This is a genomic window from Sphingobacterium paramultivorum (genome assembly GCF_014109745.1).
In the GTDB taxonomy this organism is placed as follows: domain Bacteria; phylum Bacteroidota; class Bacteroidia; order Sphingobacteriales; family Sphingobacteriaceae; genus Sphingobacterium; species Sphingobacterium paramultivorum.
In genome coordinates, this window is record NZ_CP058555.1 from 4,242,780 (window position 1) to 4,268,234 (window position 25,455).

16 protein-coding genes, 2 tRNA genes and 3 rRNA genes are annotated in these 25,455 nt (G+C 42.9%); 8 read left to right on the forward strand and 13 right to left on the reverse strand.

What is annotated here, in order from left to right; all coding sequences use genetic code 11:
• Nucleotides 1-26: 26 nt before the first annotated feature.
• Nucleotides 27-908 (reverse strand): lipoyl synthase, encoded by an 882-nt coding sequence (gene lipA / locus HS960_RS17750; RefSeq protein ID WP_182330277.1) that lies wholly within the window; start codon nt 906-908, stop codon nt 27-29.
• 173 nt (nt 909-1,081) lie between these two features.
• Between lipA and HS960_RS17755 the strand changes: the two genes are divergently transcribed.
• Nucleotides 1,082-3,316 (forward strand): beta-N-acetylhexosaminidase, encoded by a 2,235-nt coding sequence (locus HS960_RS17755; protein ID WP_228280071.1) that lies wholly within the window; start codon nt 1,082-1,084, stop codon nt 3,314-3,316.
• A 260-nt stretch (nt 3,317-3,576) separates the two neighbouring features.
• A complete protein-coding gene (gene carB, locus HS960_RS17760) occupies nt 3,577-6,396 on the forward strand; it encodes a carbamoyl-phosphate synthase large subunit (protein ID WP_153847519.1) in 2,820 nt (939 codons plus the stop codon).
• A gap of 49 nt (nt 6,397-6,445) precedes the next feature.
• Here carB and HS960_RS17765 read toward each other — a convergent pair whose 3' ends face one another.
• The 9 genes from HS960_RS17765 to HS960_RS17805 all read right to left on the reverse strand — a co-directional run bounded on the left by HS960_RS17765 (nt 6,446) and on the right by HS960_RS17805 (nt 17,660).
• A complete protein-coding gene (locus HS960_RS17765) occupies nt 6,446-7,384 on the reverse strand; it encodes a formylglycine-generating enzyme family protein (RefSeq protein WP_228280073.1) in 939 nt (312 codons plus the stop codon).
• A gap of 167 nt (nt 7,385-7,551) precedes the next feature.
• A complete protein-coding gene (locus HS960_RS17770) occupies nt 7,552-8,958 on the reverse strand; it encodes a Gfo/Idh/MocA family protein (protein WP_220801655.1) in 1,407 nt (468 codons plus the stop codon).
• 1,008 nt (nt 8,959-9,966) lie between these two features.
• Nucleotides 9,967-10,078: ribosomal RNA gene (gene rrf, locus HS960_RS17775) — 5S ribosomal RNA — on the reverse strand.
• A 125-nt stretch (nt 10,079-10,203) separates the two neighbouring features.
• Nucleotides 10,204-13,083 (reverse strand): 23S ribosomal RNA (locus HS960_RS17780).
• 229 nt (nt 13,084-13,312) lie between these two features.
• Nucleotides 13,313-13,386: transfer RNA gene (locus tag HS960_RS17785), tRNA-Ala, on the reverse strand.
• 11 nt (nt 13,387-13,397) lie between these two features.
• A tRNA-Ile gene (locus tag HS960_RS17790) sits at nt 13,398-13,471 on the reverse strand.
• Nucleotides 13,472-13,592: 121 nt separating this feature from the next.
• Nucleotides 13,593-15,122, reverse strand: a 16S ribosomal RNA gene (locus HS960_RS17795).
• The 16S, 23S and 5S rRNA genes sit together here with 2 tRNA genes alongside, the layout of an rRNA operon.
• Before the next feature lie 143 nt (nt 15,123-15,265).
• A complete protein-coding gene (locus HS960_RS17800) occupies nt 15,266-15,409 on the reverse strand; it encodes a hypothetical protein (RefSeq protein ID WP_153848835.1) in 144 nt (47 codons plus the stop codon).
• Between the two features lie 1,078 nt (nt 15,410-16,487).
• A complete protein-coding gene (locus tag HS960_RS17805) occupies nt 16,488-17,660 on the reverse strand; it encodes an acyl-CoA dehydrogenase family protein (protein ID WP_153848128.1) in 1,173 nt (390 codons plus the stop codon).
• A 125-nt stretch (nt 17,661-17,785) separates the two neighbouring features.
• Between HS960_RS17805 and amaB the strand changes: the two genes are divergently transcribed.
• The gene (gene amaB / locus HS960_RS17810) at nt 17,786-19,315 is read left to right on the forward strand and encodes an L-piperidine-6-carboxylate dehydrogenase (RefSeq protein WP_153848129.1); all 1,530 of its coding nucleotides are present in this window, start codon (nt 17,786-17,788) and stop codon (nt 19,313-19,315) included.
• A gap of 19 nt (nt 19,316-19,334) precedes the next feature.
• Complete coding sequence (gene lat, locus HS960_RS17815) at nt 19,335-20,624, forward strand: L-lysine 6-transaminase (RefSeq protein WP_153848130.1); 1,290 nt, start codon at nt 19,335-19,337, stop codon at nt 20,622-20,624.
• A gap of 61 nt (nt 20,625-20,685) precedes the next feature.
• Here lat and HS960_RS17820 read toward each other — a convergent pair whose 3' ends face one another.
• From HS960_RS17820 to HS960_RS17830, 3 genes are all read right to left on the reverse strand, one after another.
• Nucleotides 20,686-21,453, reverse strand: a complete 768-nt coding sequence (locus tag HS960_RS17820) for a suppressor of fused domain protein (RefSeq protein WP_202883701.1) — start codon at nt 21,451-21,453, stop codon at nt 20,686-20,688.
• A gap of 79 nt (nt 21,454-21,532) precedes the next feature.
• Nucleotides 21,533-21,937, reverse strand: a complete 405-nt coding sequence (locus HS960_RS17825) for an energy transducer TonB (RefSeq protein ID WP_159731349.1) — start codon at nt 21,935-21,937, stop codon at nt 21,533-21,535.
• Between the two features lie 115 nt (nt 21,938-22,052).
• Entirely contained in the window at nt 22,053-23,036 is a 984-nt protein-coding gene (locus tag HS960_RS17830) for a hypothetical protein (protein ID WP_153848133.1), read from the reverse strand.
• Nucleotides 23,037-23,261: 225 nt separating this feature from the next.
• On the opposite strand from HS960_RS17830, the gene HS960_RS17835 reads away from it, so the two are divergent.
• Genes HS960_RS17835 through HS960_RS17850 form a run of 4 tightly spaced genes read left to right on the forward strand, consistent with a single transcriptional unit; the run spans nt 23,262 to nt 25,438 of the window.
• On the forward strand, nt 23,262-23,768 hold the full coding sequence (locus HS960_RS17835; protein WP_112373885.1) for a GbsR/MarR family transcriptional regulator: 507 nt from the start codon (nt 23,262-23,264) through the stop codon (nt 23,766-23,768).
• 4 nt (nt 23,769-23,772) lie between these two features.
• The gene (locus HS960_RS17840) at nt 23,773-24,135 is read left to right on the forward strand and encodes a hypothetical protein (RefSeq protein ID WP_153848134.1); all 363 of its coding nucleotides are present in this window, start codon (nt 23,773-23,775) and stop codon (nt 24,133-24,135) included.
• Nucleotides 24,136-24,139: 4 nt separating this feature from the next.
• Nucleotides 24,140-24,520: a hypothetical protein gene (locus tag HS960_RS17845; protein WP_075990933.1), complete on the forward strand. Its 381-nt coding sequence runs from the start codon at nt 24,140-24,142 to the stop codon at nt 24,518-24,520.
• Between the two features lie 27 nt (nt 24,521-24,547).
• Entirely contained in the window at nt 24,548-25,438 is an 891-nt protein-coding gene (locus tag HS960_RS17850) for a TIGR01777 family oxidoreductase (RefSeq protein WP_153848135.1), read from the forward strand.
• Nucleotides 25,439-25,455: the final 17 nt, after the last annotated feature.

Sequence of the window (25,455 nt, forward strand, 5' to 3'; positions counted from 1 at the left end):
TTGTTAAAAAACTTTAGAACTGTTTTCTATTGCATATCGAATAAATGTTTCTCAGCATGATAAGAAGAACGAACCAACGGTCCAGACTCCACATACTTGAATCCCATTTCTAAACCAATTTTCTGATATTTCTCAAATTGTGCAGGTGTAATCCATTCGATTACAGGATGGTGAGCTTTCGTAGGCTGTAAATATTGACCTAATGTCAAAATATGCACCCCGACGTTATATAAATCTTGCATTGCCTCGATAACATCTTCCTCAGTTTCACCTAAGCCAAGCATAATACCAGATTTTGTACGGAGTCCAGCTTCAGAAATGCGACTTAGGCACTCGAGTGAACGATCGTATTTAGCCTGAACGCGAACTTCTCTTGTCAAACGACGGACAGTTTCGAGGTTGTGCGAAACAACTTCGGGACGTACTGCGATCACGCGGTCCAAATTATCCCATTGTCCTTTAAAATCTGGCAAAAGTGTTTCCAGGGTTGTTTCTGGGCTTTCTCTACGGATTGCATTGATTGTCTCCGCCCATATTATCGAGCCACCATCTTTTAGGTCATCACGATCTACCGAAGTGATCACACAGTGTTTCACCTGCATTAACTTGACAGAATTGGCGACACGATTGGGTTCATCCAAATCAACCGCCAAAGGACGACCGGTTGCTACCGCACAAAATGAACAAGAACGCGTACAGATATTTCCCAAAATCATGAAGGTTGCCGTTCCAGCCCCCCAACATTCGCCCATATTCGGGCAATTTCCACTCTCACAAATTGTATGTAATTTATGCTCGTCTACAAGACTTCTGACATGTCTATACTCTTTACCAACAGGCAATTTGACACGCAACCAATCAGGCTTGCGTTGTGCAGGAGTTGCCGGAATAACTGGAAGTTCAATCATACAACAAAGTTAAGGATTAAAAATGTAATTTCTAACCGTCAATTTGTTGGTTTTATATCATAAAAAATGACCGATTGCCACCAATAATAGAATTATGAAACAAAAATTAGGATATTTGTGTTGATTATCATTAATCTAATAACAAAACTATGCGACTGAGCCGATCTTTATCCATGTTGTTACTTGGGGGTGCAACCATCTTTACTGCACATGCCCAAACCAACTTTGACATTATACCCAAACCTTCGAAAATCACATTGGCTACGGGAACATACGCTATCTCTACACATCTTCAGGTTATTGTTTCAGATGAATTTCAGGAGGCGACACAACTGCTTACTGAACACCCAGCTATCAAAAGCCTAGCTGTCGAAGTACTCAAGAAAAATAAAAAAGGTCCAAAAGAAGGCTTTCGCATTATTAAAGCAGTTGATGCAGATAACCTTAGCAAGAACGCCTATTCCATCCAAATCGATGAAAAAGGCCTGCTGCTCAGGGCCTGGAATGTACCCCAGGTTATCAATGGGATTTACACACTGGTTCAATTGGGCTATCTACAAGCTGATCCAAGTAAAATAGCCTATGCGACTATAGTCGATGAGCCACGATTTGCCTACCGTGGCTTACACCTGGATGTATCGCGCCATTTTATGCCGCTATCTTTTGTAAAAAAGTATATCGACATCATGGCCATCTATAAATTCAACAACTTTCATTGGCATTTAACTGATGGAGCGGGATGGCGGCTGGAGATTAAGAAATACCCCGAGTTAACACAAAAGGCGGCCTGGCGTACACATACGGGCTGGAAAGATTGGTGGAACAATGGTCGTCAGTATGTAGAAAAAGGGAAGCCAAATGCCAGCGGTGGATTCTATACGCAGGAAGAAGCCCGCGAATTGGTCGACTATGCAGCCCGCAAAGGAATCAATGTTATTCCTGAGATAGAAATGCCCGGGCATTCGGAAGAAGTATTGGCCGTATATCCAGAACTCTCCTGTTCCGGAAAGCCCTATGGTCAGGGAGAATTCTGTATCGGCAATGAAAAAACCTTTGAATTTTTAAAAAATGTTTTGGATGAAGTCCTCACGATATTCCCTTCCCAGTACATTCATATCGGCGGTGATGAAGCTGAGAAAAAGCATTGGGAAACCTGCCCAAAAGATCAGGCGCTCATGCAAAAAGAAGGATTAAAATCTGTCGACGAATTGCAGAGCTATGCTATCAAACAAATGGATCTATACCTGCAATCCAAGGGTAGAAAGCTGATCGGTTGGGACGAAATCCTCCAAGGGGGGCTCACCGAAGGAGCTACCGTCATGAGCTGGCGCGGTGAAGATGGCGGCATAAAGGCCGCAAATGCAGGCCATGATGTCATCATGACTCCCGGTTCACACCTTTATTTTGATTCTTATCAGACAGACCCTCGGACACAGCCTGAGGCCATCGGAGGTTACCTTACACTTGATAAGGTTTATTCGTATGATCCTATTCCAGCTGCCATACAAGGAGATAAGGCGAAGCATATCCTCGGAGCACAGGCGAATATATGGACAGAATATGTACCTACCACCGAGCACCTCGAATATATGGTTTTCCCACGGGCATTGGCTTTGGCGGAGGTCAATTGGACGAATAAAGATGGAAAAAGCTGGACTGACTTTCAGCGAAGACTGCAATCACATTATAAGCTTTTACAAGATCTAAACGTCAATTATTATCGTCCTTCCTTTAATGTCGCTTATACAGCAACATACAATGCCGCTAAAAACAATAATAAAATTACGCTGACAACGGAGCAACTAAAAACGGATCAGATCCGATATACTATTGATAGCAGTGAGCCTACGATCTTGTCTACGCCATATACTGGACCATTTGAACTCAGCTCAACAGGTCATATCAATGCCGCTTATTTTCAAGATTCTATCAAAATAGGTCCAACCCTATCCTTTGATATTGACATTCATCGTGCTATCGGAAAAAAAGTAACGTACAACACAGCATGGTCTGGATATCCAGCACAAAAAGATTCTACCTTAACTAACGGAATCATGGGCGGTCTTTCCTATCACGATGGTCAATGGCAAGGATTCACCAGTCCGATTGATGTTGTTGTCGATATGGAACGAAGAGAAGAAATACACCTGGTAGCCATGAATTTTATGCAGATGATTGGCCCGGGCGTTTATATGCCAGGAGAAATGGAAGTCCTACTTTCGGATAATGGCCGTACCTTCAGATCCGTAGGAACAATCAAAAATGACATATCCGATAAAGAATCCAAGTTGACTTTCAAAAGGTTTGAACTCAAACTTGACAAAGCCCAACAGGCTCGTTATATAAAAATCAAAGCCAGCAATCCAAAAAAAGGCTACTTGTTTACGGACGAAATCATCATTTATTAAACAAATCAACCCCATTATTGCCTACGAGTTGGAAAACATATCGCTTATGTTTTCCAACTCGTTTTTGTTTTTTCAGGACCACTTTTCTAAAAAACTACATTTTTTCTGAAATATTCTTAAAATAAATAGTTAATTTTCAAAATTTAAAATGTAACTTTGCACTCCGACAAAGCAGTCGGAATGACCCTTCCCCATGAGCTACTTTTGATTGTCTTTGCTCAGATTTACAATAGGAAATTTAATTTTTTGAACTAGATATAATGCCAAGAAACACTTCCATTAAGTCGGTTTTAATCATCGGATCAGGTCCCATCGTTATCGGTCAAGCTTGTGAATTTGATTATTCTGGATCTCAAGCATCCCTTTCATTGAAAGAAGAAGGTATTGAAGTATCCATCATCAACTCAAACCCTGCAACAATCATGACGGACAAAGTTGTTGCAGACAATGTCTACTTACTTCCATTAACATGCGAAAGTATTGAAGAAATTTTGCAAAAACACAACATTGACGCTGTACTTCCTACCATGGGTGGCCAGACTGCTTTGAACTTATGTATCGAAGCTTCTAACCTAGGTCTTTGGGAAAAATACAATGTAAAAGTTATCGGTGTTGATGTTGCTGCCATTGAAAAAACTGAAAACCGTGAAGAATTCCGTCAATTAATGGTTGATATCGGTGTGGGCGTTGCAACATCCAAAATTGCAAACTCATTCCTTGAAGGTAAAGAAGCGGCACAAGAAATTGGCTATCCGCTTGTTATACGTCCATCTTATACTCTTGCAGGTACAGGAGGTGGATTTGTTCACAGAAAAGAAGATTTTGATGCGGCCTTAAATAGAGGTTTACACGCTTCACCAACACACGAAGTTTTGGTAGAACAAGCGGTATTAGGCTGGAAAGAATTTGAGTTGGAATTACTTCGTGATACCAACGACAATGTTATCATCATCTGTACCATTGAAAACTTCGATCCAATGGGTATCCACACTGGAGACTCAATCACTGTTGCACCAGGCATGACATTGTCAGACAAATGTTATCAAGATATGCGTAATCAGGCTATTCTGATGATGCGTTCTATTGGTACATTTGCAGGTGGATGTAACGTTCAGTTCTCTGTAAACCCAGAAAACGAAGAGATCATTGCCATCGAAATCAATCCACGTGTATCACGCTCTTCGGCTTTAGCATCGAAAGCAACGGGTTATCCGATTGCGAAGATTGCAGCTAAATTGGCGATTGGTTACAACTTGGATGAATTGCAAAATCAGATCACAAAGACAACATCCGCATATTTTGAACCAACATTAGACTATGTGATCGTTAAGATCCCTCGTTTCAACTTCGATAAATTCAAAGGAGCAAACAAGGAATTAGGTCTACAGATGAAAGCGGTAGGTGAAGTAATGGCAATCGGCCGTACATTTATCGAAGCTTTACAGAAAGCTTGTCAATCATTGGAGACTGGCCGCGCTGGTTTAGGTGCTGACGGTCGTCAATGGAGAAACCTTGACGAAATCATGGACAGTTTGGAACATCCAAGTGGTGACCGTTTATTCCATATCAAAGATGCTTTCGAATTAGGCGTTCCTTTGGAATCTATCCGTAAGGCAACACGTATCGACAAATGGTTCTTAGTACAGATCCAAGAGTTGGTACACCTTGAGCAAGAATTACGTCGTTATCAATTGAATAATATTCCACGCGATTTCTTCATGACCTTAAAACAAAAAGGTTATTCAGATGTACAAATCGCATGGTTATTAGGAAATGTAACAGAGGATCAAGTTTACGATCGTCGTAAGGAGTTAGGTATCAACCGTGTTTACAAAATGGTAGATACTTGTGCTGCAGAATTCCCTGCACAAACACCATACTACTATTCGACATTCGAAGAAGAAAACGAATCGATCTCTTCAGATAAAAAGAAAATCATCGTTTTAGGCTCAGGTCCTAACCGTATCGGTCAAGGTATCGAGTTCGATTACTCCTGTGTACACGGTTTATTGGCGGCTAAAGAATGTGGTTACGAAGCGATTATGGTTAACTGTAACCCAGAGACTGTATCGACAGACTTCAATATGGCTGACAAATTATACTTCGAGCCCGTATTCTGGGAGCATGTACGTGAGATCATCGAATTAGAAAAACCAGAAGGTGTTATCGTTCAGTTGGGTGGACAAACGGCTCTTAAAATGGCTGAGCGTCTAGAGCAACTTGGCGTAAAAATCATCGGTACTTCATTTGAGAATATGGACTTGGCAGAAGATCGTGGCCGTTTCTCCGATCTATTGAAAGAATTGGAAATTCCATATCCAAGATACGGTGTAGCAACTTCAGCAGAAGAAGCATTACAAGTTGCAAACGAAGTTGGATATCCAGTATTGGTTCGTCCTTCTTACGTGTTGGGTGGACAAGGCATGAGCATTGTCATCAACGATGAAGATTTAGAAAAAGCTGTCGTCAACTTGTTGAAAAACCTTCCTGGAAACCATATCCTGATCGACCACTTCCTGGATCGTGCAGAAGAAGCTGAATCAGATTCAATCTGTGATGGTGAAGATGTACACATCATTGGTATGATGGAACATATTGAACCTGCTGGTATCCACTCAGGGGACTCTTCAGCTGTATTGCCTCCATTTGGCCTATCACAAGCAGTTCAGGATAAAATGGAAGAATATTCCATTAAACTAGCAAAAGCATTGAACGTAAGAGGTCTATTAAACATTCAGTTTGCCGTAAAAGGTGAAAATGTGTATGTTATCGAGGCCAACCCACGTGCATCACGTACGGTCCCTTTCATCGCTAAAGCTTATGATGTTCCTTACATCAATATTGCAACTAAAGTCATGTTGGGTGTTAATAAATTGAAAGACTTTACGATCGAACGTAAACTAAAAGGATACGCGATTAAAGAACCTGTATTCTCTTTCAGTAAATTCCCTGAAGTAGACAAGCAATTAGGCCCTGAGATGAAATCAACTGGTGAAGCAATTCGCTTTATCAAAGATCTTCAAGATCCTTATTTCAGAGAATTGTACAATCAAAAATCAATGTTTTTGAATGCACAATAAGACATATCAATAAAATAGAATAGAAAAGGCTTGCAAATGCAAGCCTTTTCTATTTTATATCTTTTACACAGCGGAACCCTACATTATTTGTAGGACTGTTGACCTCCCCTTTTCCTCTGCTTCCGGCTTTATACCTTTCGCAATATTGATCATTGCAAAGAAATGACCCTCCCCGCTGAACGCGTTTTTCAAGATTTGGTTCCTGCGGATCATAAGAATCTTGTGGTCCTTTGGGGTTAGCAGTTGTACTATGCTGATAATAATCGGGTCTATAAAAATCAGCACACCATTCCCACACATTCCCTTCCATATCGTACAGTCCCAACGCATTTGCCTGAAATGATTTTACAGGTGCTGTCCCTTCAAATCCATCTTCTTTCGAATCTTGTACAGGAAACTTTCCCTGGTAAATATTTGCGGTCCATTTACCATTAGGCTTCAATTCCTTACCCCAATAATACAAGTCGTCGTTTGCATCTTTACGTCCTCTAGCCGCATATTCCCATTCCGCTTCTGTAGGTAATCGTTTGCCTGCCCATTTCGCATAAGCTGCAGCATCTTCATAGGCAACCTGAACAACAGGATAATTCATTTTATCCTTTATCGAGCTATTCGGTCCCTCGGGATGTTGCCAATTTGCACCAGGGACATACTCCCACCACATCAGATAATTATTTAATGAATTGAGTTCTTTAGGTTTGGAAAATACAGCCGATCCCGGAACTAACATCTTGGGATCCACTCCAGGAAAGTCTTTCGGATCCAGCTCCCGCTCAGCAACAGTTATATAACCTGTCTCCTTTACAAACTGCGCAAACTGTGCATTTGTGACCTCATGTTCGTCCATATAAAATGAATTCAGTTGCACCTGATGTAAAGGCTTACTATCTTCAAAGTTCGAACTTCCCATCAAAAATTTGCCCCCTTCGACTAATATCATCTTGTCCGTAGTCTTACTTTTTAACTGAGCAATTTGGGATTTTATCATACCTGCGCGCGTAGGTATATTTTCCCCAACACAACAGGAAAGTGTATCCTTGGTGGAAAATAACGATAAACAGGTAATTAGAGTCAGATTGAATAACATAATTAAAGATAAACATAAAAGGGGAACAATAAAAAGTTCCCCTTCAATAAGTCATTTATATAAGAGGGCTATACGCCCAATTGTATATTTTCTTTTTTCGCTGATCTAGAACGAATAGGCGTATTTCCACCGCCTTTTAACGTGATTTCTACCGGCGTATTATTTTTCCATGCACCCTTTGTGAAATCCGGTACATCAACTGTTTTACAGTTCTTTTCTACAGATTCGAAACTCAATGGCACGATACAGCTCCATGAAGCAGCATCATAGACATCCTGGTCCAAAGGTAATCCGTTGCGCAAACAGTCAATCAGACGCCAGTCCATCATAAAATCCATCCCACCGTGTCCACCAACCTGTTTTGCCTGCTCACCAATATATTTTACCAATTCTGGTGTGTATTTATCGTACAGTTCTTTTAATTTCTGTTCTGTAATGAATTCATGGCCAAAAGCAATATTCTCCGTAGGATACTTTTGTGCAAACCCTTTGGTTCCACTTAGTGTATGTAATCTAGAGTAAGGTCTAGGAGAAGTGACATCATGCTGCAGCATAATCGTTTTTCCTTTTGCGGTGCGGATAAGCGTTGTATTCATATTACCGCGGTATTTCTTTCCGACAAATTCCTGAAAAAAAGAATCCTTGGCCGCTAGCTCTTTTGCTTTTTCTCCCATCATAAAATCATTGGAAGACATTGCCACAAGATGATCCATCTTATCCCCTCTATTGATATTTAAGCATTGTGCCACAGGCCCAAGTCCATGAGTAGGATATAGATTTCCATTTAATTTTATATTTTCTCTCAGGCGCCACATGTTATCATAGCCATTCTTTGCAAAATTAAGATCAAGCAAATCGTGAATATAAGCACCCTCGGCATGGACGAGTTCGCCAAACAAGCCTTGGCGCACCATATTCAATGTCAGCATTTCGAAGAAATCATAACAGCAATTTTCCAGCATCATACAATGCTTTTTAGTCGCTTCAGATGTCTTCACGACCTCCCAACAATCTTTGATCGTCAAAGCAATCGGCACTTCACAAGCCACGTGATTACCCGCTTTCATCGCGGCAATACTCATCGGAGTATGATAATCCCAAGGCGTACAAATATAGACGAGATCGAGTTTCTCTTCTTTCAACAAGGATTTCCAGCCATCTTCACCTGAATACGCTTTCGGAGCTGTTAGACCTTTCGATGTAACGATTTTTGTTGCGCGCTCAACCCGATCCGGATGTTTGTCGCAAAGTGCGACAATTTCGCATCCCTCAATAAAGGATAACCGTTCAACAGCACCAGGACCGCGCATGCCCAGTCCAATCACCGCTACTCTGACTTTATCAATTTTTGGAGCTGCATAGCCACACATATTAAACGACTCTGCTGCCGTATTGGCATTGACCAAAGTAGGGAGTGAAACAGCCAGTGATGACAATATTCCGGCCTTTTTTAGAAAATCTCTTCTAGAATCCATAATTTAAAGTTCATATAAATTTAAAGGGACCAATTGGTCCCTCTAAAAAATCACCTATTTTAAAACAAACTAAACAGTCAATAGAAAAATCCTTTTGGATTGGATTTATATTTGGTTCTTATGTAAGAACTTAATCTCTATAACAATAATATAACACTTTTTTCTAAATAAAAAATGAAACTTGAAAGCAATCGTTTGCTTAATCTACACAAACGATTGCTTAATTTTTTATCTTCGTTGTTTTTCAATCGATATTCATCAGCCACAAAGTTTTCAATAATGAAATCCCTGATAGGATAAGCCCATCATAACCGGTTACCCTAGCAGGGAATATCGAGCTGCATTTGCTATCGTTATACAATTGTAACTACACAGAGGTATAGCTGCAGGTATAATGTTATATTACGTTCCTGATCAGGATGTGTAAATAAGAAGATCAACTTATGTGGCTAATGACATTTGCCAATAAAGCTTAATAATAGAGTAGAATAGCTGTATAGCATGTAATTATGAGAGCTATATCTGTAACCACTACCTGTATACTTCCCAACAGTCGGATAGCATATACAACTGCTTATTACAAGTAGCTACTGCAAGGCCATTGATATACAGCAATACGATACAGATGAAAAACAATATAGCTTGATAAGGATAGTAGCAGGACAGGATATTCCCCAATAATTACGAGTAGTCCTTGCTGTACTTACCGATATACGGCTATAGGACACTGGTGAAAAGCAATAAGGTTTGACACGGTCAGTGAAGGCTGTATGAGTGCTGTCCACTGGATTACAATTCCCCTCGGCTACAAGGATGCTCCATACCACTGAGCAATACCACTGAGCACAGTGAGAGTTGCGGAACAGCTACCGATGGATCAGGCTCATCGACGGCCATGTGCTGCGATAACCAATATGCGGAGGACAGGCAATAGCCTGTACATGGAAATACGGAAGTATTTAAACGAAAGAAGCCCTTGACTGTTTCCAGCAAGGGCTTCCGTGTAAAAAAAGGCACCGACCTACTCTCCCACCTGTTACGGCAATACCATCGGCTCTGGCGGGCTTGACTGCTCTGTTCGGAATGGGAAGAGGTAGACACCGCCGATATAGGCACCTAAAAATCTTTATTGGCTGATCTATGATATTCATATCATCTTATTCATGCCAACTGACATATCTATTGAAAGAGGTTCGTTTCTGTTTGTTTCAAAAATTAAAGAGGAAGACAACAGTGTCTGTCTGCTTGAGAAAGCTTCGGGCTATTAGTACCACTTGGCTTTGGTCTCTCAACCTTTACACCTATGGCCTATCAACGTAGTCATCTTCTACGACCCTATAAGGAAGTCTCATCTCGTGGCTAGTTTCGCACTTAGATGCTTTCAGCGCTTATCTATTCCAGACGTAGCTACCCTGCCGTACACCTGGCGGCATAACAGGTTCACCAGAGGTCTGTCCAACCCGGTCCTCTCGTACTAAGGTCAGATCCACTCAAACTTCCAACGCCCACAACAGATAGGGACCGAACTGTCTCGCGACGTTCTGAACCCAGCTCGCGTGCCACTTTAATGGGCGAACAGCCCAACCCTTGGGACCTTCTCCAGCCCCAGGATGTGACGAGCCGACATCGAGGTGCCAAACCTCCCCGTCGATATGAGCTCTTGGGGGAGATCAGCCTGTTATCCCCAGCGTACCTTTTATCCTTTGAGCGATGGCCCTTCCATACAGAACCACCGGATCACTATGTCCGTCTTTCGACCCTGTTCGACTTGTCGGTCTCACAGTCAAGCAAGCTTATGCCATTGCACTCCACGTACGGTTACCAAGCGTACTGAGCTTACCTTTGAAAGCCTCCGTTACCTTTTTGGAGGCGACCACCCCAGTCAAACTACCCACCAAACAATGTCCTCGGCATGACCGAGTTAGAAACCGAATACAGAAAGGGCGGTATTTCAAGGTTGATTCCATGACTCCTGGCGAAGCCACTTCAACATCTCCCGCCTATCCTACACATCCTGTACCCAATCTCAATGTTAAGCTATAGTGAAGGTGCATGGGGTCTTTCCGTCCCGTTGCGGGTAATCGGCGTCTTCACCGATACCACAATTTCACCGAGCTCATGGCTGAGACAGCGCCCAGATCGTTACACCATTCGTGCAGGTCGGAACTTACCCGACAAGGAATTTCGCTACCTTAGGACCGTTATAGTTACGGCCGCCGTTTACTGGGGCTTCGATTCAATGCTTCTCTTGCGATGACATCCCCTCTTAACCTTCCAGCACCGGGCAGGTGTCAGGCCTTATACTTCATCTTGCGATTTTGCAAAGCCATATGTTTTTGTTAAACAGTCGCCTGGGCCTTTTCACTGCGGCTGCTCATCGCTGAGACAGCGCCCCTTCTCCCGAAGTTACAGGGCCATTTTGCCGAGTTCCTTAGCCATGACTCACTCGAGCACCTTAGGATTCTCTCCTCGACCACCTGTGTCGGTTTGCGGTACGGGTCTTCATAACCTGAAGCTTAGCGGGTTTTCTTGGAAGTCTGTTTACCTGCTCTATCAGCGCCACCGGAGCTTTGCTGTACTATTGGGTTTCAGCAGGGTCGGCGGATTTGCCTACCGTCCCTATACCTACGCCTTTCAACGAACTATTCCGTCAGTTCGCGGCAGTGTCACTACTCCGTCACCACATCGCAGTTATGAAGAGTACTGGAATATTAACCAGTTGTCCATCGGCTTGCCCCCTTCGGGTGCGCCTTAGGTCCCGACTGACCCTGATCCGATTAACGTTGATCAGGAAACCTTGGTCTTTCGGTGGGCGGGTTTCTCACCCGCCTTATCGTTACTTATGCCTACATTTGCTTTTCCATAACCTCCACAGTTCATTGCCAAACTGCTTCTCCGGCGATGGAATGCTCCCCTACCAGATGCACCTAAGTGCAAATCCATAGCTTCGGTACCGTTCTTGATGCCCGTTTATTATCCACGCCCGGCCGCTCGACTAGTGAGCTGTTACGCACTCTTTAAATGAATGGCTGCTTCCAAGCCAACATCCTAGCTGTCTGGGCAACCGGACCTCGTTAGTTCAACTTAGAACGAATTTGGGGACCTTAGCTGATGGTCTGGGTTCTTTCCCTCTCGGCCTTGGACCTTAGCACCCAAAGCCTCACTGCCGGCTATATTTGATAGCATTCGGAGTTCGTCTGGATTTGGTAGGATTTGACTCCCCCGCACCCAATCGGTAGCTCTACCTCTATCAAACTCTACGCCGACGCTGTTCCTAAAAACATTTCGGGGAGTACGAGCTATTTCCCAGTTTGATTGGCCTTTCACCCCTACCCTCAGGTCATCCGGAAACTTTTCAACGTTTATCGGTTCGGTCCTCCATTACATGTTACTGCAACTTCAACCTGCCCAAGGGTAGATCACAAGGTTTCGCGTCTACCTCATCTGACTATGCGCCCTATTAAGACTCGCTTTCGCTTCGGCTGCGTCCCTGAAGGACTTAACCTTGCCAGACAAGAGTAACTCGTAGGCTCATTATGCAAAAGGCACGCTGTCACAGAACTTGTCTGCTCCAACCGCTTGTAAGCACACGGTTTCAGGTTCTTTTCACTCCCCTGTTCGGGGTTCTTTTCACCTTTCCCTCACGGTACTGGTTCACTATCGGTCTCTCAGGAGTATTTAGCCTTACCAGATGGTGCTGGTGGATTCCCACAGGATTTCTCCGGTCCCGCGGTACTCAGGATACCACTATGTCAACATTCTTTACCTGTACGGGGCTCTCACCCTTGTCGCGCAGTTTCCCACCTGCTTCCAGTTCATAGCGCTGTACAATCTCGTGGTCCTACAACCCCGACCATGCCGTAACATGATCGGTTTGGGCTCTTTCCCGTTCGCTCGCCACTACTTGGGAAATCATTGTTATTTTCTTCTCCTACGCCTACTTAGATGTTTCAGTTCAGCGCGTTCGCGTTTTATACGACTATTCTTCAAATAGTCAGGTTGCCCCATTCGGAAATCTCTGGATCAAGTCGCATTTGCCAATCCCCAAAGCTTATCGCAGCTTATCACGTCCTTCTTCGCCTCTGAGAGCCTAGGCATCCCCCGTGTGCCCTTATTTACTTTCTTCACCGGCATAGCCTTTTGCTACTATGCGGCTGCTTTTGATATATATACACGTATGCTAGGTTCGGGATCGTTCGGCCTTGACCGAGGGTCTCTCCCTTACTTCAAACACATACACGTATTGTCTCTATACTGTTGTCTTCTCTTGTAATTTTTTTTCTCTTTCAATATGTCAAAGAACTCTTTTTCCGGTTTATTTTAGGAGCATCTGTCGATGCTCCTCCCGGAGATGTGGAGAATAACGGATTCGAACCGTTGACCCCCTGCGTGCAAGGCAGGTGCTCTAGCCAGCTGAGCTAATTCCCCTCTTTTTTTCGTAGTCCCGAGCAGATTTGAACTGCTGACCCCTACATTATCAGTGTAGTGCTCTAACCAACTGAGCTACGGGACTAGCTTATCTTGTTCATCTCTTTCTCTCGGTCCTGCTCCTTTCGGGGCGGGCACTTTCTTCTGATGTTTTCTCTTTTTGCAATCATATGTAACGTGACGAGTACCGATCCGCGATACTCTAGAAAGGAGGTATTCCAGCCGCACCTTCCGGTACGGCTACCTTGTTACGACTTAGCCCCAATTATCGGTTTTACCCTAACACGCTCCTCGCGGTAACATGCTTTAGGTACCCCCAACTTTCATGGCTTGACGGGCGGTGTGTACAAGGCCCGGGAACGTATTCACCGCGTCATTGCTGATACGCGATTACTAGCGAATCCAACTTCATGGGGTCGAGTTGCAGACCCCAATCCGAACTGTGAATGGCTTTTAGAGATTAGCATCATATTGCTATGTAGCTGCCCGCTGTACCATCCATTGTAGCACGTGTGTAGCCCCGGACGTAAGGGCCATGATGACTTGACGTCGTCCCCACCTTCCTCACTGTTTGCACAGGCAGTCTGTTTAGAGTCCCCACCATTACATGCTGGCAACTAAACATAGGGGTTGCGCTCGTTGCGGGACTTAACCCAACACCTCACGGCACGAGCTGACGACAGCCATGCAGCACCTAGTTTCGTGTCCCGAAGGACGAATGCGTCTCTGCATTCTTCACTAACTTTCAAGCCCGGGTAAGGTTCCTCGCGTATCATCGAATTAAACCACATGCTCCTCCGCTTGTGCGGGCCCCCGTCAATTCCTTTGAGTTTCACCCTTGCGGGCGTACTCCCCAGGTGGATAACTTAACGCTTTCGCTTGGACGCTGGCTGTCTATCGCCAACATCGAGTTATCATCGTTTAGGGCGTGGACTACCAGGGTATCTAATCCTGTTCGATCCCCACGCTTTCGTGCATCAGCGTCAATACCAGCTTAGTGAGCTGCCTTCGCAATCGGAGTTCTAAGACATATCTATGCATTTCACCGCTACTTGTCTTATTCCGCCCACTTCAAATGGATTCAAGCCCATCAGTATCAAAGGCACTGCGATGGTTGAGCCACCGTATTTCACCCCTGACTTAATAGGCCGCCTACGCACCCTTTAAACCCAATAAATCCGGATAACGCTCGGATCCTCCGTATTACCGCGGCTGCTGGCACGGAGTTAGCCGATCCTTATTCTTCCAGTACATTCAGCTTCCTACACGTAGAAAGGTTTATTCCTGGACAAAAGCAGTTTACAACCCATAGGGCAGTCATCCTGCACGCGGCATGGCTGGTTCAGGCTTCCGCCCATTGACCAATATTCCTTACTGCTGCCTCCCGTAGGAGTCTGGTCCGTGTCTCAGTACCAGTGTGGGGGATTCTCCTCTCAGAGCCCCTAGACATCGTCGCCTTGGTAAGCCGTTACCCTACCAACTAGCTAATGTCACGCGAGCCCATCTCTATCCTATAAATATTTAATAGCTAACCGATGCCGGTCAGATATGTTATGCGGTGTTAATCTCTCTTTCGAGAGGCTATCCCCCTGATAGAGGTAGGTTGCTCACGCGTTACGCACCCGTGCGCCACTCTCACCGTCTTCGAGCAAGCTCTCCGACGGATCCCGTCCGACTTGCATGTATTAGGCCTGCCGCTAGCGTTCATCCTGAGCCAGGATCAAACTCTCCATTGTAAAATGAAGTTTTTGATTCCAACTATTTACATAATCAGAATTCTTTTTTTTATATCTCTGATCTTGGATCGAATTGAACTAATTCTTGAATTTGTTCATGACTTTCGTTTGTCTACTCGTCACGCTTACATGATTGTGTTTTCTTAAAGAACTTTTCGCGCTTCAACTTCCGTATCCGCTATATTCCGATAGGCATTGCGCCCCTCTTTATCGTTTTGTTTTTCCCTTCGTTTCCGTTGGGACTGCAAAGGTAGAAATCTTTTTTGAACTTCCAAAAACTTTTTCAAGTTTTTTTTCTTTTTCTTTTTTTCGATTTCCGCGTTTAAAATAAACTGAGCGGGATCTTAAATCCTGTCAGGCTTCTCTTAAACCCTTCTTTTTTCATCGTTCCCTCTTTCGGGGTAACCGTTCCTCCCTTGCGGAGTGGTGCAAAGATAGGGAGTTTTAACAATCACTTCCAAGCCTTTTGTTCTTATTTATTTCGTTTTGTCCCTAACTGCCTGTAACGGTGCGAGATTCTTTTTGTAAAACAGGTGATCGGAGGGCCAGGATGGCTGATCCGGCAGCCAGATTGGGCCTTCGGAGAACCCCAGGTCATCATATATAGTATGGAGGCAGGCTTCGCATCGGATCTATTACCAATTTCGTTCAACTTTTGTTCCTAATTAAAAGGGATATTACAGGGATATTACAGGGGGTTAACAGGGGGGTAGCAGGGGTACAACCCCTATTAACCCCCTGTTAAAGCGGTGCTATAGTGCTGTTAATTACAAATCAGTATACAATTTGAACATAAGCAACGTAACAACAGAGCTCCGCAGCGTTTAATACCATCGATATACATAATAGAGATAGGACGTGACAGCGAACCGCAACCGCAGCGGAATAGAGGATGGCGGAACCAGTCTAAAGTAAACCTTGATCAATTCTCATTTTGGTATAGCTTTTACTTAGGGTTTACTTAGGGTTTAGTTAGGGTTAGTTTAGGTATAGCTTAGGTTATACCTAAACTAACCCTAACCAAAAGCTAACTAAATACCAATTAAAATCTAGCTTAAAGAAGAACTAAATAAAAGCGAATAAATAGAACACTACATAAATAGCCCTATAAGTGTCCCAGCATCCAACCAGAATCGCCATGATATAGGCATTTTTTATGAAAACGTTAGCCTGTTATCCGTTTTGGAGACTGCTCATTATAGCGCGACGGTATGAGATTAAGAATAAATAAGTCTATACGGACCGAAGATTTATTTTGGCAATAGCAAAGCCTGCACAAACTATACGATGCTTTATTGGATAAAAATTCACTAAAGCATCGTATAGTTAATCCCCGTGGAGGGTGGGTTGGATCAAAGAAAATGATTAAGAAAAAGCGTTCAGCCCCGTAATATCTTGTCCTGTGATTAATAAATGAATATCATGCGTCCCTTCATAGGTAACTACAGACTCTAGGTTCATCATATGCCGCATTATTGGAAAGTCACCAACAATCCCCATTCCGCCAAGGATTTGCCTAGATTCACGCGCTATCTGCAGCGCCATATTCACATTGTTCCGCTTTGCCATGGAGATTTGCTGTGGAGTAGCACGCCCCTCATTCTTGAGCAGCCCTAAACGCCACGACAACAACTGCGCCTTGGTAATTTCTGTCAGAAATTCCGCTAGCTTCTTTTGCTGCAATTGAAAACCAGCAATTGGTTTATCAAACTGATGTCGCTCTAACGCATAATGAACAGCAGTTTCATAACAGTCTATTGCTGCTCCAATCACCCCCCATGAAATTCCATAGCGGGCTGAATTCAAACAGGAAAGCGGTCCACGCATTGAATTTACAGCAGGAAGCACATTTTCCGCAGGGATATAAACATCATGAAAAACCAATTCACCTGTTTTAGATGCGCGTAACGACCATTTATGCAAAGTCTCCGGAGTTTCAAAACCAGCCATTCCACGCTCAACAATTACTCCCCGCACTTTTGCGGACTCATCTCGTGCCCAAACGACGGCAATATCACAGACAGGCGAATTTGTAATCCACATCTTTGCCCCATTTAATAAAAAACCATCTCCTTTTGCCGTCAATTTCGTTTCCATTCCACCCGGATCAGATCCATGATTAGGCTCAGTAAGCCCAAAAGACCCGACCAACTCGCCGGATGCCAACCCCGGTAAATATTTACGACGCTGCTCCTCGCTGCCATACGTATAAATGGGAAACATCACCAAAGAGGACTGCACCGATGCTGCAGAACGAATTGCCGAGTCACCGGCTTCCAGTTCCTGCATAATCAAGCCATAAGAAATCTGATCCAATCCCGCCCCGCCATATTCAGCAGGAATATAAGGCCCCAAAGCTCCAATTGCCCCCAATTTAGGCATCAACCCCCCAATAGCGCGATGTTCCTGTGCCGCATCTTCAATGAAAGGCTTGATCTCTGTTTTCACAAAATCACGGACAGACTGCCGTATCAGTTTATGTTCTTCGGACAATAAATCGTCCACTTGGTAATAATCGATATTAATCTGTTTGATCATGATATAGTCTACATTAGCTTATCTAAGATAATGATTATTTCTCACTGAACAATATTCAGAACAAACTTGTCAACAAAAAATTTATTTCATATATTTAAACTATTCCACGAATAAAATAAACCATTATGATAAAAGTAGCGCTTAAAACACTTGGAATATCTTCCCAGAATTTAGGATCATCAACTGGACAGCAATGGTTTTCCGAAGGTAAAGAATTCGAATCCTTTTCACCTGTCGATGGAAAACTCATCGCAAAAATAAAAGGCAGCAATCGTAAGGACTATGAAGCGGTCATTAAGCAGGCCGGAGATGCATTTTTACAATGGCGCCTACTACCTGCCCCAAAAAGAGGCGACATCGTTCGCCAACTGGGAGACAAGCTCCGGGAGCTTAAACCCATTCTCGGAAAATTAGTTTCCTATGAAATGGGTAAATCTTACCAAGAAGGCATGGGGGAAGTGCAAGAGATGATCGATATCTGCGACTTTGCGTTAGGCCTATCCCGCCAACTGTATGGTAACACCATCCACTCGGAACGCCCCGGGCACCGCATGTACGACCAATATCACCCTTTGGGCGTCGTAGGTATTATTACAGCGTTTAATTTTCCGGTGGCGGTATGGGCATGGAACACCGCTCTCGCCCTGGTCTGCGGCAACACTGTCGTCTGGAAACCCAGCGAAAAAACACCGCTATGTGCCATAGCTTGCCAAAAATTACTTGCAGAAATCCTACACAACAACGGGCTGCCCGAGGGAATATCCAACCTCATTATGGGCGACAGAGAAGTTGGCGAGTGGCTTTCGGCAGACAACCGCATCGCTTTGATTTCTGCAACAGGATCCACGCGCATGGGAAAAGAAGTCGCCGTCACCGTAGCACAACGCCTCGGTAAAACACTTTTGGAACTCGGTGGAAACAATGCGATCATCGTTACTCCAGACGCAGACTTAAAAATGACCATCATCGGCGCTGTATTTGGTGCCGTGGGTACAGCCGGACAACGCTGTACAAGTACCCGAAGACTTATTATCCATGAGCACATTTATGACAATGTCAAAAAACAACTGACCAAAGCTTATGGTCAGTTAAAAATTGGTGACCCTTTGGACACGAAAAATCATGTAGGACCATTGATCGACAAAGCCGCCGTAAAATCATACTTAAACGCACTGGACAAAATTAAAACACAAGGGGGAAAAATGCTGATCAAAGGAAAGGTACTTGAAGGCAAGGGGTACGAAAGTGGCTGTTATGTGCAGCCTGTCATTGCCGAAGTCGAAAATCATTATGAAATCGTACAGCATGAGACCTTTGCCCCTATTCTTTACTTAATCAAATACAAGGGAGATATCGGTGCGGCCATAGACCTACAAAACAGCGTCGCACAGGGATTGTCTTCTGCCGTCATGACGAACAACCTACGGGAAGCCGAGCTATTTCTGAGTGCTGCTGGCTCTGATTGTGGTATCGCCAACGTCAATATCGGCACATCAGGAGCCGAAATCGGAGGTGCTTTTGGAGGCGAAAAGGAGACTGGCGGAGGTCGGGAATCTGGGTCGGATGCCTGGAAAGCCTATATGCGCCGTCAAACAAATACCATCAATTATACGACTGACCTACCGTTGGCACAAGGTATCAAATTTGATTTATAAACCATTTAGACACAAAATTATGAGCAACGTACATGAAAGATTAAGCAAACATATATTGGCTGATGGATTTCCTTTGGTTATGGATATGGAAAAATCCCATGGTTCTTATGTCGTGGATGAAAATGGAGATGAATACCTCGATATGTTCAGTATGTTTGCTTCCATGGCCGTGGGTTACAATCATCCACATTTGGTCAAACAACGTGACTTCTTAGGCAAAATGGCCGTCAATAAACCAGCCATGTCGGATATTTACCCAAAAGAGTTTGCTGATTTTGTCGACACTTTTGACCGCGTAGCCATACCGAAAGAACTCTCCTATGCCTTTTTCATCTCGGGCGGAACACTCGCCGTGGAAAATGCTTTAAAAGCTGCCTTTGACTGGAAAACAAGGCTTAATTTTGCACAGGGAATACAAAAGGAAGCCAGCCAGGTCATTCACTTTAAACAGGCTTTTCATGGTAGATCCGGTTATACCCTATCATTAACAAATACACAAGACCCCAGAAAATACCTTTATTTTCCAAAGTTCAACTGGCCACGCATTACCAATCCGAAGTTGAGCTACCCCTTAACAAGCGAACATATCGATCAGACGATTGCTTTGGAGGAAAAGGCTGTCTCTGAAATACACCAAGCCCTTGCCGCCAACCCCAACGATATTGCCTGTATCATTATTGAACCGATACAGGGTGAAGGTGGCGACAACCATTTTCGAAAGGAATTTTTCGTACAGCTTCGTCAAATCTGTGATGAAAATCAGATCCTATTGATTTTTGACGAAGTACAGACTGGATTGGGTATTACGGGGAAAATGTGGGCTTACCAACATTACAACGTAATTCCCGATATCATTGCCTTCGGCAAAAAAGCACAGGTATGTGGTATACTGGCGAGTAAGGAAAAATTTGATCAGGTGGAACATCATGTCTTTAAAGAATCCAGTCGTATCAATTCAACATTTGGTGGCGATTTTATGGATATGCTCCGCTTTAAATTAATTCTTGAAGTCATAGAACAAGAAAATCTGGTTCAAAATGCAGCAGAAAAAGGGCGCTATCTACAAGATAAGCTCCAGGAACTGTTAGCGAAAAAACCGCAGCTGTCCAATTTACGAGGCGAGGGTTTATTCGTTGCATTGGATTTCGCATCGGAAGCTGCACGCAATGAATTTATCAAAAATGCCTATGCAAATAAACTGATTATGTTAGGCTGTGGAGAGAAAAGTATCCGTTTTAGACCGCACCTTAATGTGAGTTATGAGGATATTGATAAAACGATAGCAATTATAGAAAAGAGTATTTCCTAAAAAATAAGCAATGCTAAAAAGCTTCAATGTAGCCTATAGCATTGCTTATTTTTTTTATAAACTATCTATCTCTACATACATTGGGACGGTCAATATCGACCAGTTCTGAAATTCCATACTCATCAAACAGGTCTAAGAGTGCATCTGTACCCTCTTCAAGTTTGTAATCCATCTCTTCTTTATATACAGGGATCATTGCATAAAAATTGATCAGATTACCATCTTTGGTTTTTAACTCCAAAAATTCCTCATCAAAACTTAGCATAGGTGGAAGCAGCAACATACAACCGAAACCAGTATTTGCAATATCCTCGGCTTCCATCCCATTGGGAATGGTATGCCCATATCCCAACCAGGTTTTATATTCATGGGGAAACCGTGCTAATCTTTTCAAAAAATAGACCGGCCAATAATTGTTATCATCCTGAAATTCCTCTTCTCCGATCTTCCAATCTGCAGGCAACACGACCATTAGCTCCGCCCGCTCATAAGCCTCTTTGTTTTCCACTTCATCTGGAACATGCATGGCCAAATCACTCATGCCCGACGTAACCAATATATGGTATGGATAGTTTGCACTTGGTTTAATCCAATGTACATCGATATGAACAAGTTCGGAGATAATCTCATGGAACACCATATCGGGTTCGGCAATATATTTGGTCAAATGCTCCTCGATTTCATCCAGATAGACACATTGTACCTCGGGGAATAAGTTTTTTGGATCCTTATCATCAGATTGATCTTCATAACGGTAGACCGTAGACCCTCCAGCAGTAATTTCTGTATCTTTTTTTTCGGACGGAGATTCTTCCTCTTCGCCGCTCATAATTTTTTTGACTTTATCCCAAAATGACATATTATCTTATAAAAGGTGAAAATTTAAGCTATTCTTTTGCTTTTCAAATTTATTCGATCACAGCAACTACAGGTTGCCTAAATCTTGTTTTAACTGGTTTTCCCTTGACCTGTCCCGGCATCCATTGCGGCGATCTGCGCATGGCAGACAACACAGCCTTTGCAAACTCGGGACTCACTTTATCGGGATTCTCGATTTCAATATTACAGATCGCCCCATCTTCACAAACAATAAATTTCAGAATTGCCGTCTGTCGAGATCCGTATTTTGCATAGGCCACACTGTCCATTGCCCTGATTGTTCCCGACAAATCCAGGTTATTTTGCAAAAATCTGGACCAGGCCACCACCCCGCCCTTGAAATAGGGAAAATCATCAACGTTCTGCGCAATACTATCTGCAGGAATATCCCGTTTAGCAATCACTTGTGCACTTGCGGAAGTACACAATACCATAAAAAGTAGAATTGAAAAAAAAGTCTTAAATCCCGTTAAATACATAACCTATCCTATCCATAATCGTACCATTTAACGCTTGTATAAGATAATTTATTGCTTTAAATACTCCGGACTAATTGAGCGGCATAGCAACCTCTGCAACAAACGCCCCTGTTTCATCAACAAGAAAACTGATCGGATGCTCCGGATTTTTAATAATCTCGAATAAAGTCAATCCCCAAGGTTTCCAAAAATTTTCCAAAACTTGGCCATAAGTCTTATTTTGCCAATGATCAAAGATAGGTTTCATCGACATATCTGCTAATGGCATAGGTTCAACATAGACTTTTTGCGGGGTGTTTAGATAGGTATAATCTGGCAGACGGTTAAATAAGTAGGCTGAATAAAAATAGCGTGCACACAATTCTTCAAACTGGATCGGGTGTAATGTTTTGCCCGCAATGACTTTGAGAATATCTTCGTGATAAATATTGTTTGTAGCATTATCTTGAAGACAGGCAACTACAGCAAAGTCCTTCATACGGATCGAGAAGATCAAGGTATTGATTTCATCACGATACATAAATGTATCAGGTGCATTCTCAACAGGTACAACAACCAATGAAAATGGGAATGTATTTTCAAACTCCATCGGTACAACCAGAGACTGTAACATCGCATGTAGATTCGTAAAACGCTGCGCGAGTGCCTGAGAAAAGTTCATATCTTCACCAGAAGCTTTTTGCTGCTGAATTCCCGCAAGAATTTCATTAAAAACCACCCCATAGATAATTTTTGTCATCCATTGAAACAATAGTAATGGATCCAACTGTTTGACGGCTTCATAGCCTTGTTCAAACGACTGTTCTACCGCACGCTCCATTTGCTCAATAGCTTCGGATGCAGCCATGGAACAGGGTAGTTTCAACGATTTGTAAGTAACCAGATTCTCATCCAGCATTTTAAAAGGTTTATCTTCCAATTGAAAAGATTTCATCATCCATACAGGAAACACCTGAATGGATTCTTCTTCCGACTGAAGCTTATTCCCTGTTAAAAAACAAATATCTGAATCAAACTGAAATTGTTTGAATGGATTATACAAAGTTGTCGCCATAATGCTGGCAAAGTTAAAACAAATCGAAAAGCCCGCAAGAAAAGCAAATTCTTATTACGATATGGTGACTTGCATCTTTAAACTTATTTTATTTTCAGAAATTATTGAAAATACAAAAACTTTAAATACCTTTGATATAGGCAATCACAAAAAAGGATGGGAAAGCCGATCGGTTCAATAGTCCGATAAAAACAAATTGAGGTATTGGCAAAAAATAAAAACACGATGGAATTACAAGAAGCAAAACAACAGTTCATAGACACCTGGGGCGCATTAGGTTCTGAATGGGGGATCAACAAATCTGTTGCTCAGGTTCATGCCCTACTCCTTTCCGCAAGCAATCCCATGTCTACAGATGAGATTATGGAAAAGTTGGTGATCTCGCGCGGGAATGCCAATATGAGTATCCGGCAATTGATCGATTATGGTATTGTCTACAAAAAACATATTGCTGGTGATCGAAAGGAATATTTCGTTGCAGAGAAAGAGGTCTTAAAATGGGCGATGAAAATTGCGGTGATGCGTAAGCAGAAAGAGCTTGACCCCGTTATGGATATTCTAAAGGATATAAGCCGAAATACCGAAAAGGACCAGACAGCAGAAGGCAAGGAGTTCCATAAAACGGTAAAGGACATCCAAAATCTGACGGATCAACTCGAAACTATTGCCAACAAGATTTTCAATACAAGCGGCGGAGATTTATTAATCAAATTGATTAAACTAATGATGTAGCGTCATGAACTTCAATATCCTAGCGTACGCAATCTACGGCCTGCTCACCTGTTATATTATTCTTTGGGTCGGTCGGTTATTCCATAAAAATGGTCGGATTTTCATCCTATCGCTTTTCCGCCAGGAGGTCAACTTGGCCGATACGACAAATAATTTATTGCTGCTGGGATATTACCTACTCAACATCGGATATGCAATCCTGCAATTTAGTTATTGGCGACAAATTGAATCATTTGATGAAATGATCAGCAGCATTGCCTTTAAAACAGGACGATTACTTTTTGTCCTTGTTGGGTTACATTACTTCAATATGCTCAGTATTTACTTTTTCGCAAAAAGAAAGAATTCATTAACCATTAAACATTAATATCATGGGAAATTTAACAGTTATCGGGTACTTTATCTACTTACCCATTGCAATAGGATTAACCTATTATGTTGCCTACGTGCTTTTTAAAAATAGCATTGTTTACATGAATGATATCTTTGCCGGTAGGCCGGAGGTAGCCCATGCGACGAATAATTTATTTCGCATCGGATTCTACCTCATGAATTTAGGATTTGCACTCTATATACTTGAAATCAGCCTGTACAAGCCGAGCATTCAGGAACTCATTGAGCGTCTGAGTTATAAAATCGGTGGATTTAGCATATATCTTGGTGTAATGCTCTTTCTTAATATGTTTCTCTTCTTTAGAGGCAAACGGATTGCAAAACAACGAAGAAACATGGATACAACCTTCAATGCATAATTAAAACAGACTGCAGATACACTTGTCATGAATAAAATAGTCATCGCTGGAGGAACAGGTTTTGTTGGACAATATCTTTCCGAGAGATTTCGTACATTAGGCTATCAGGTGATCATCATTGGCCGTCGGCCGGGCAATATCCTTTGGACCGATCGATCCGCTATTTCCGATTCACTGGAAAATGCAGCGATGCTAATCAATCTAGCCGGAAAATCTGTCAACTGTCGGTATAACGAAAAAAATAAGGCCGAAATATTTTCTTCACGAACAGCAACGACTACGCTTCTCGGGGAGCTCATAGCAGGCTGTACCAATCCACCAAAGCTATGGCTAAACGCGAGTACCGCTACCATCTATCGTCATGCCGAAGATCATCCAATGACAGAAAGTTCGGGGGAGATCGGAACAGGTTTTTCCGTTGATGTTGCAACATTATGGGAAAAGACTTTCTTCGACTTCAAATCGGAAAAGACAAGACAGGTGGCACTTCGGATGGCGATAGTTTTGGGCGCGGATGGAGGGGTTATCCTTCCTTTTAAAAATCTTGTACGTGCCGGACTAGGGGGTATACAGGGAAATGGTCAGCAATATTTTAGCTGGATTCATATTGAAGATCTATTTCAGCTTATTTTGTTCTTAAAAGGTCATGAGGATTTGGATGGTGTCGTTAATTGTGCGGCACCCAACCCGATTATGAATAAGACTTTTATGGCAACTTTTCGACAGGTAATGAACCGTAAAATTGGCCTACCATCTCCAAAATGGCTACTGGAAATAGGTGCGGTTTTAATCGGGACGGAGACAGAGCTGCTTTTAAAAAGCCGTTGGGTATTACCTGAAAGGTTGGAGAACAGTGGATTTACCTTCCAGTTTCCAACGATTTCAACTGCTTTGCAGGATATTCTGCAGCGGGGATAAAAACCGAAAAGATAAAT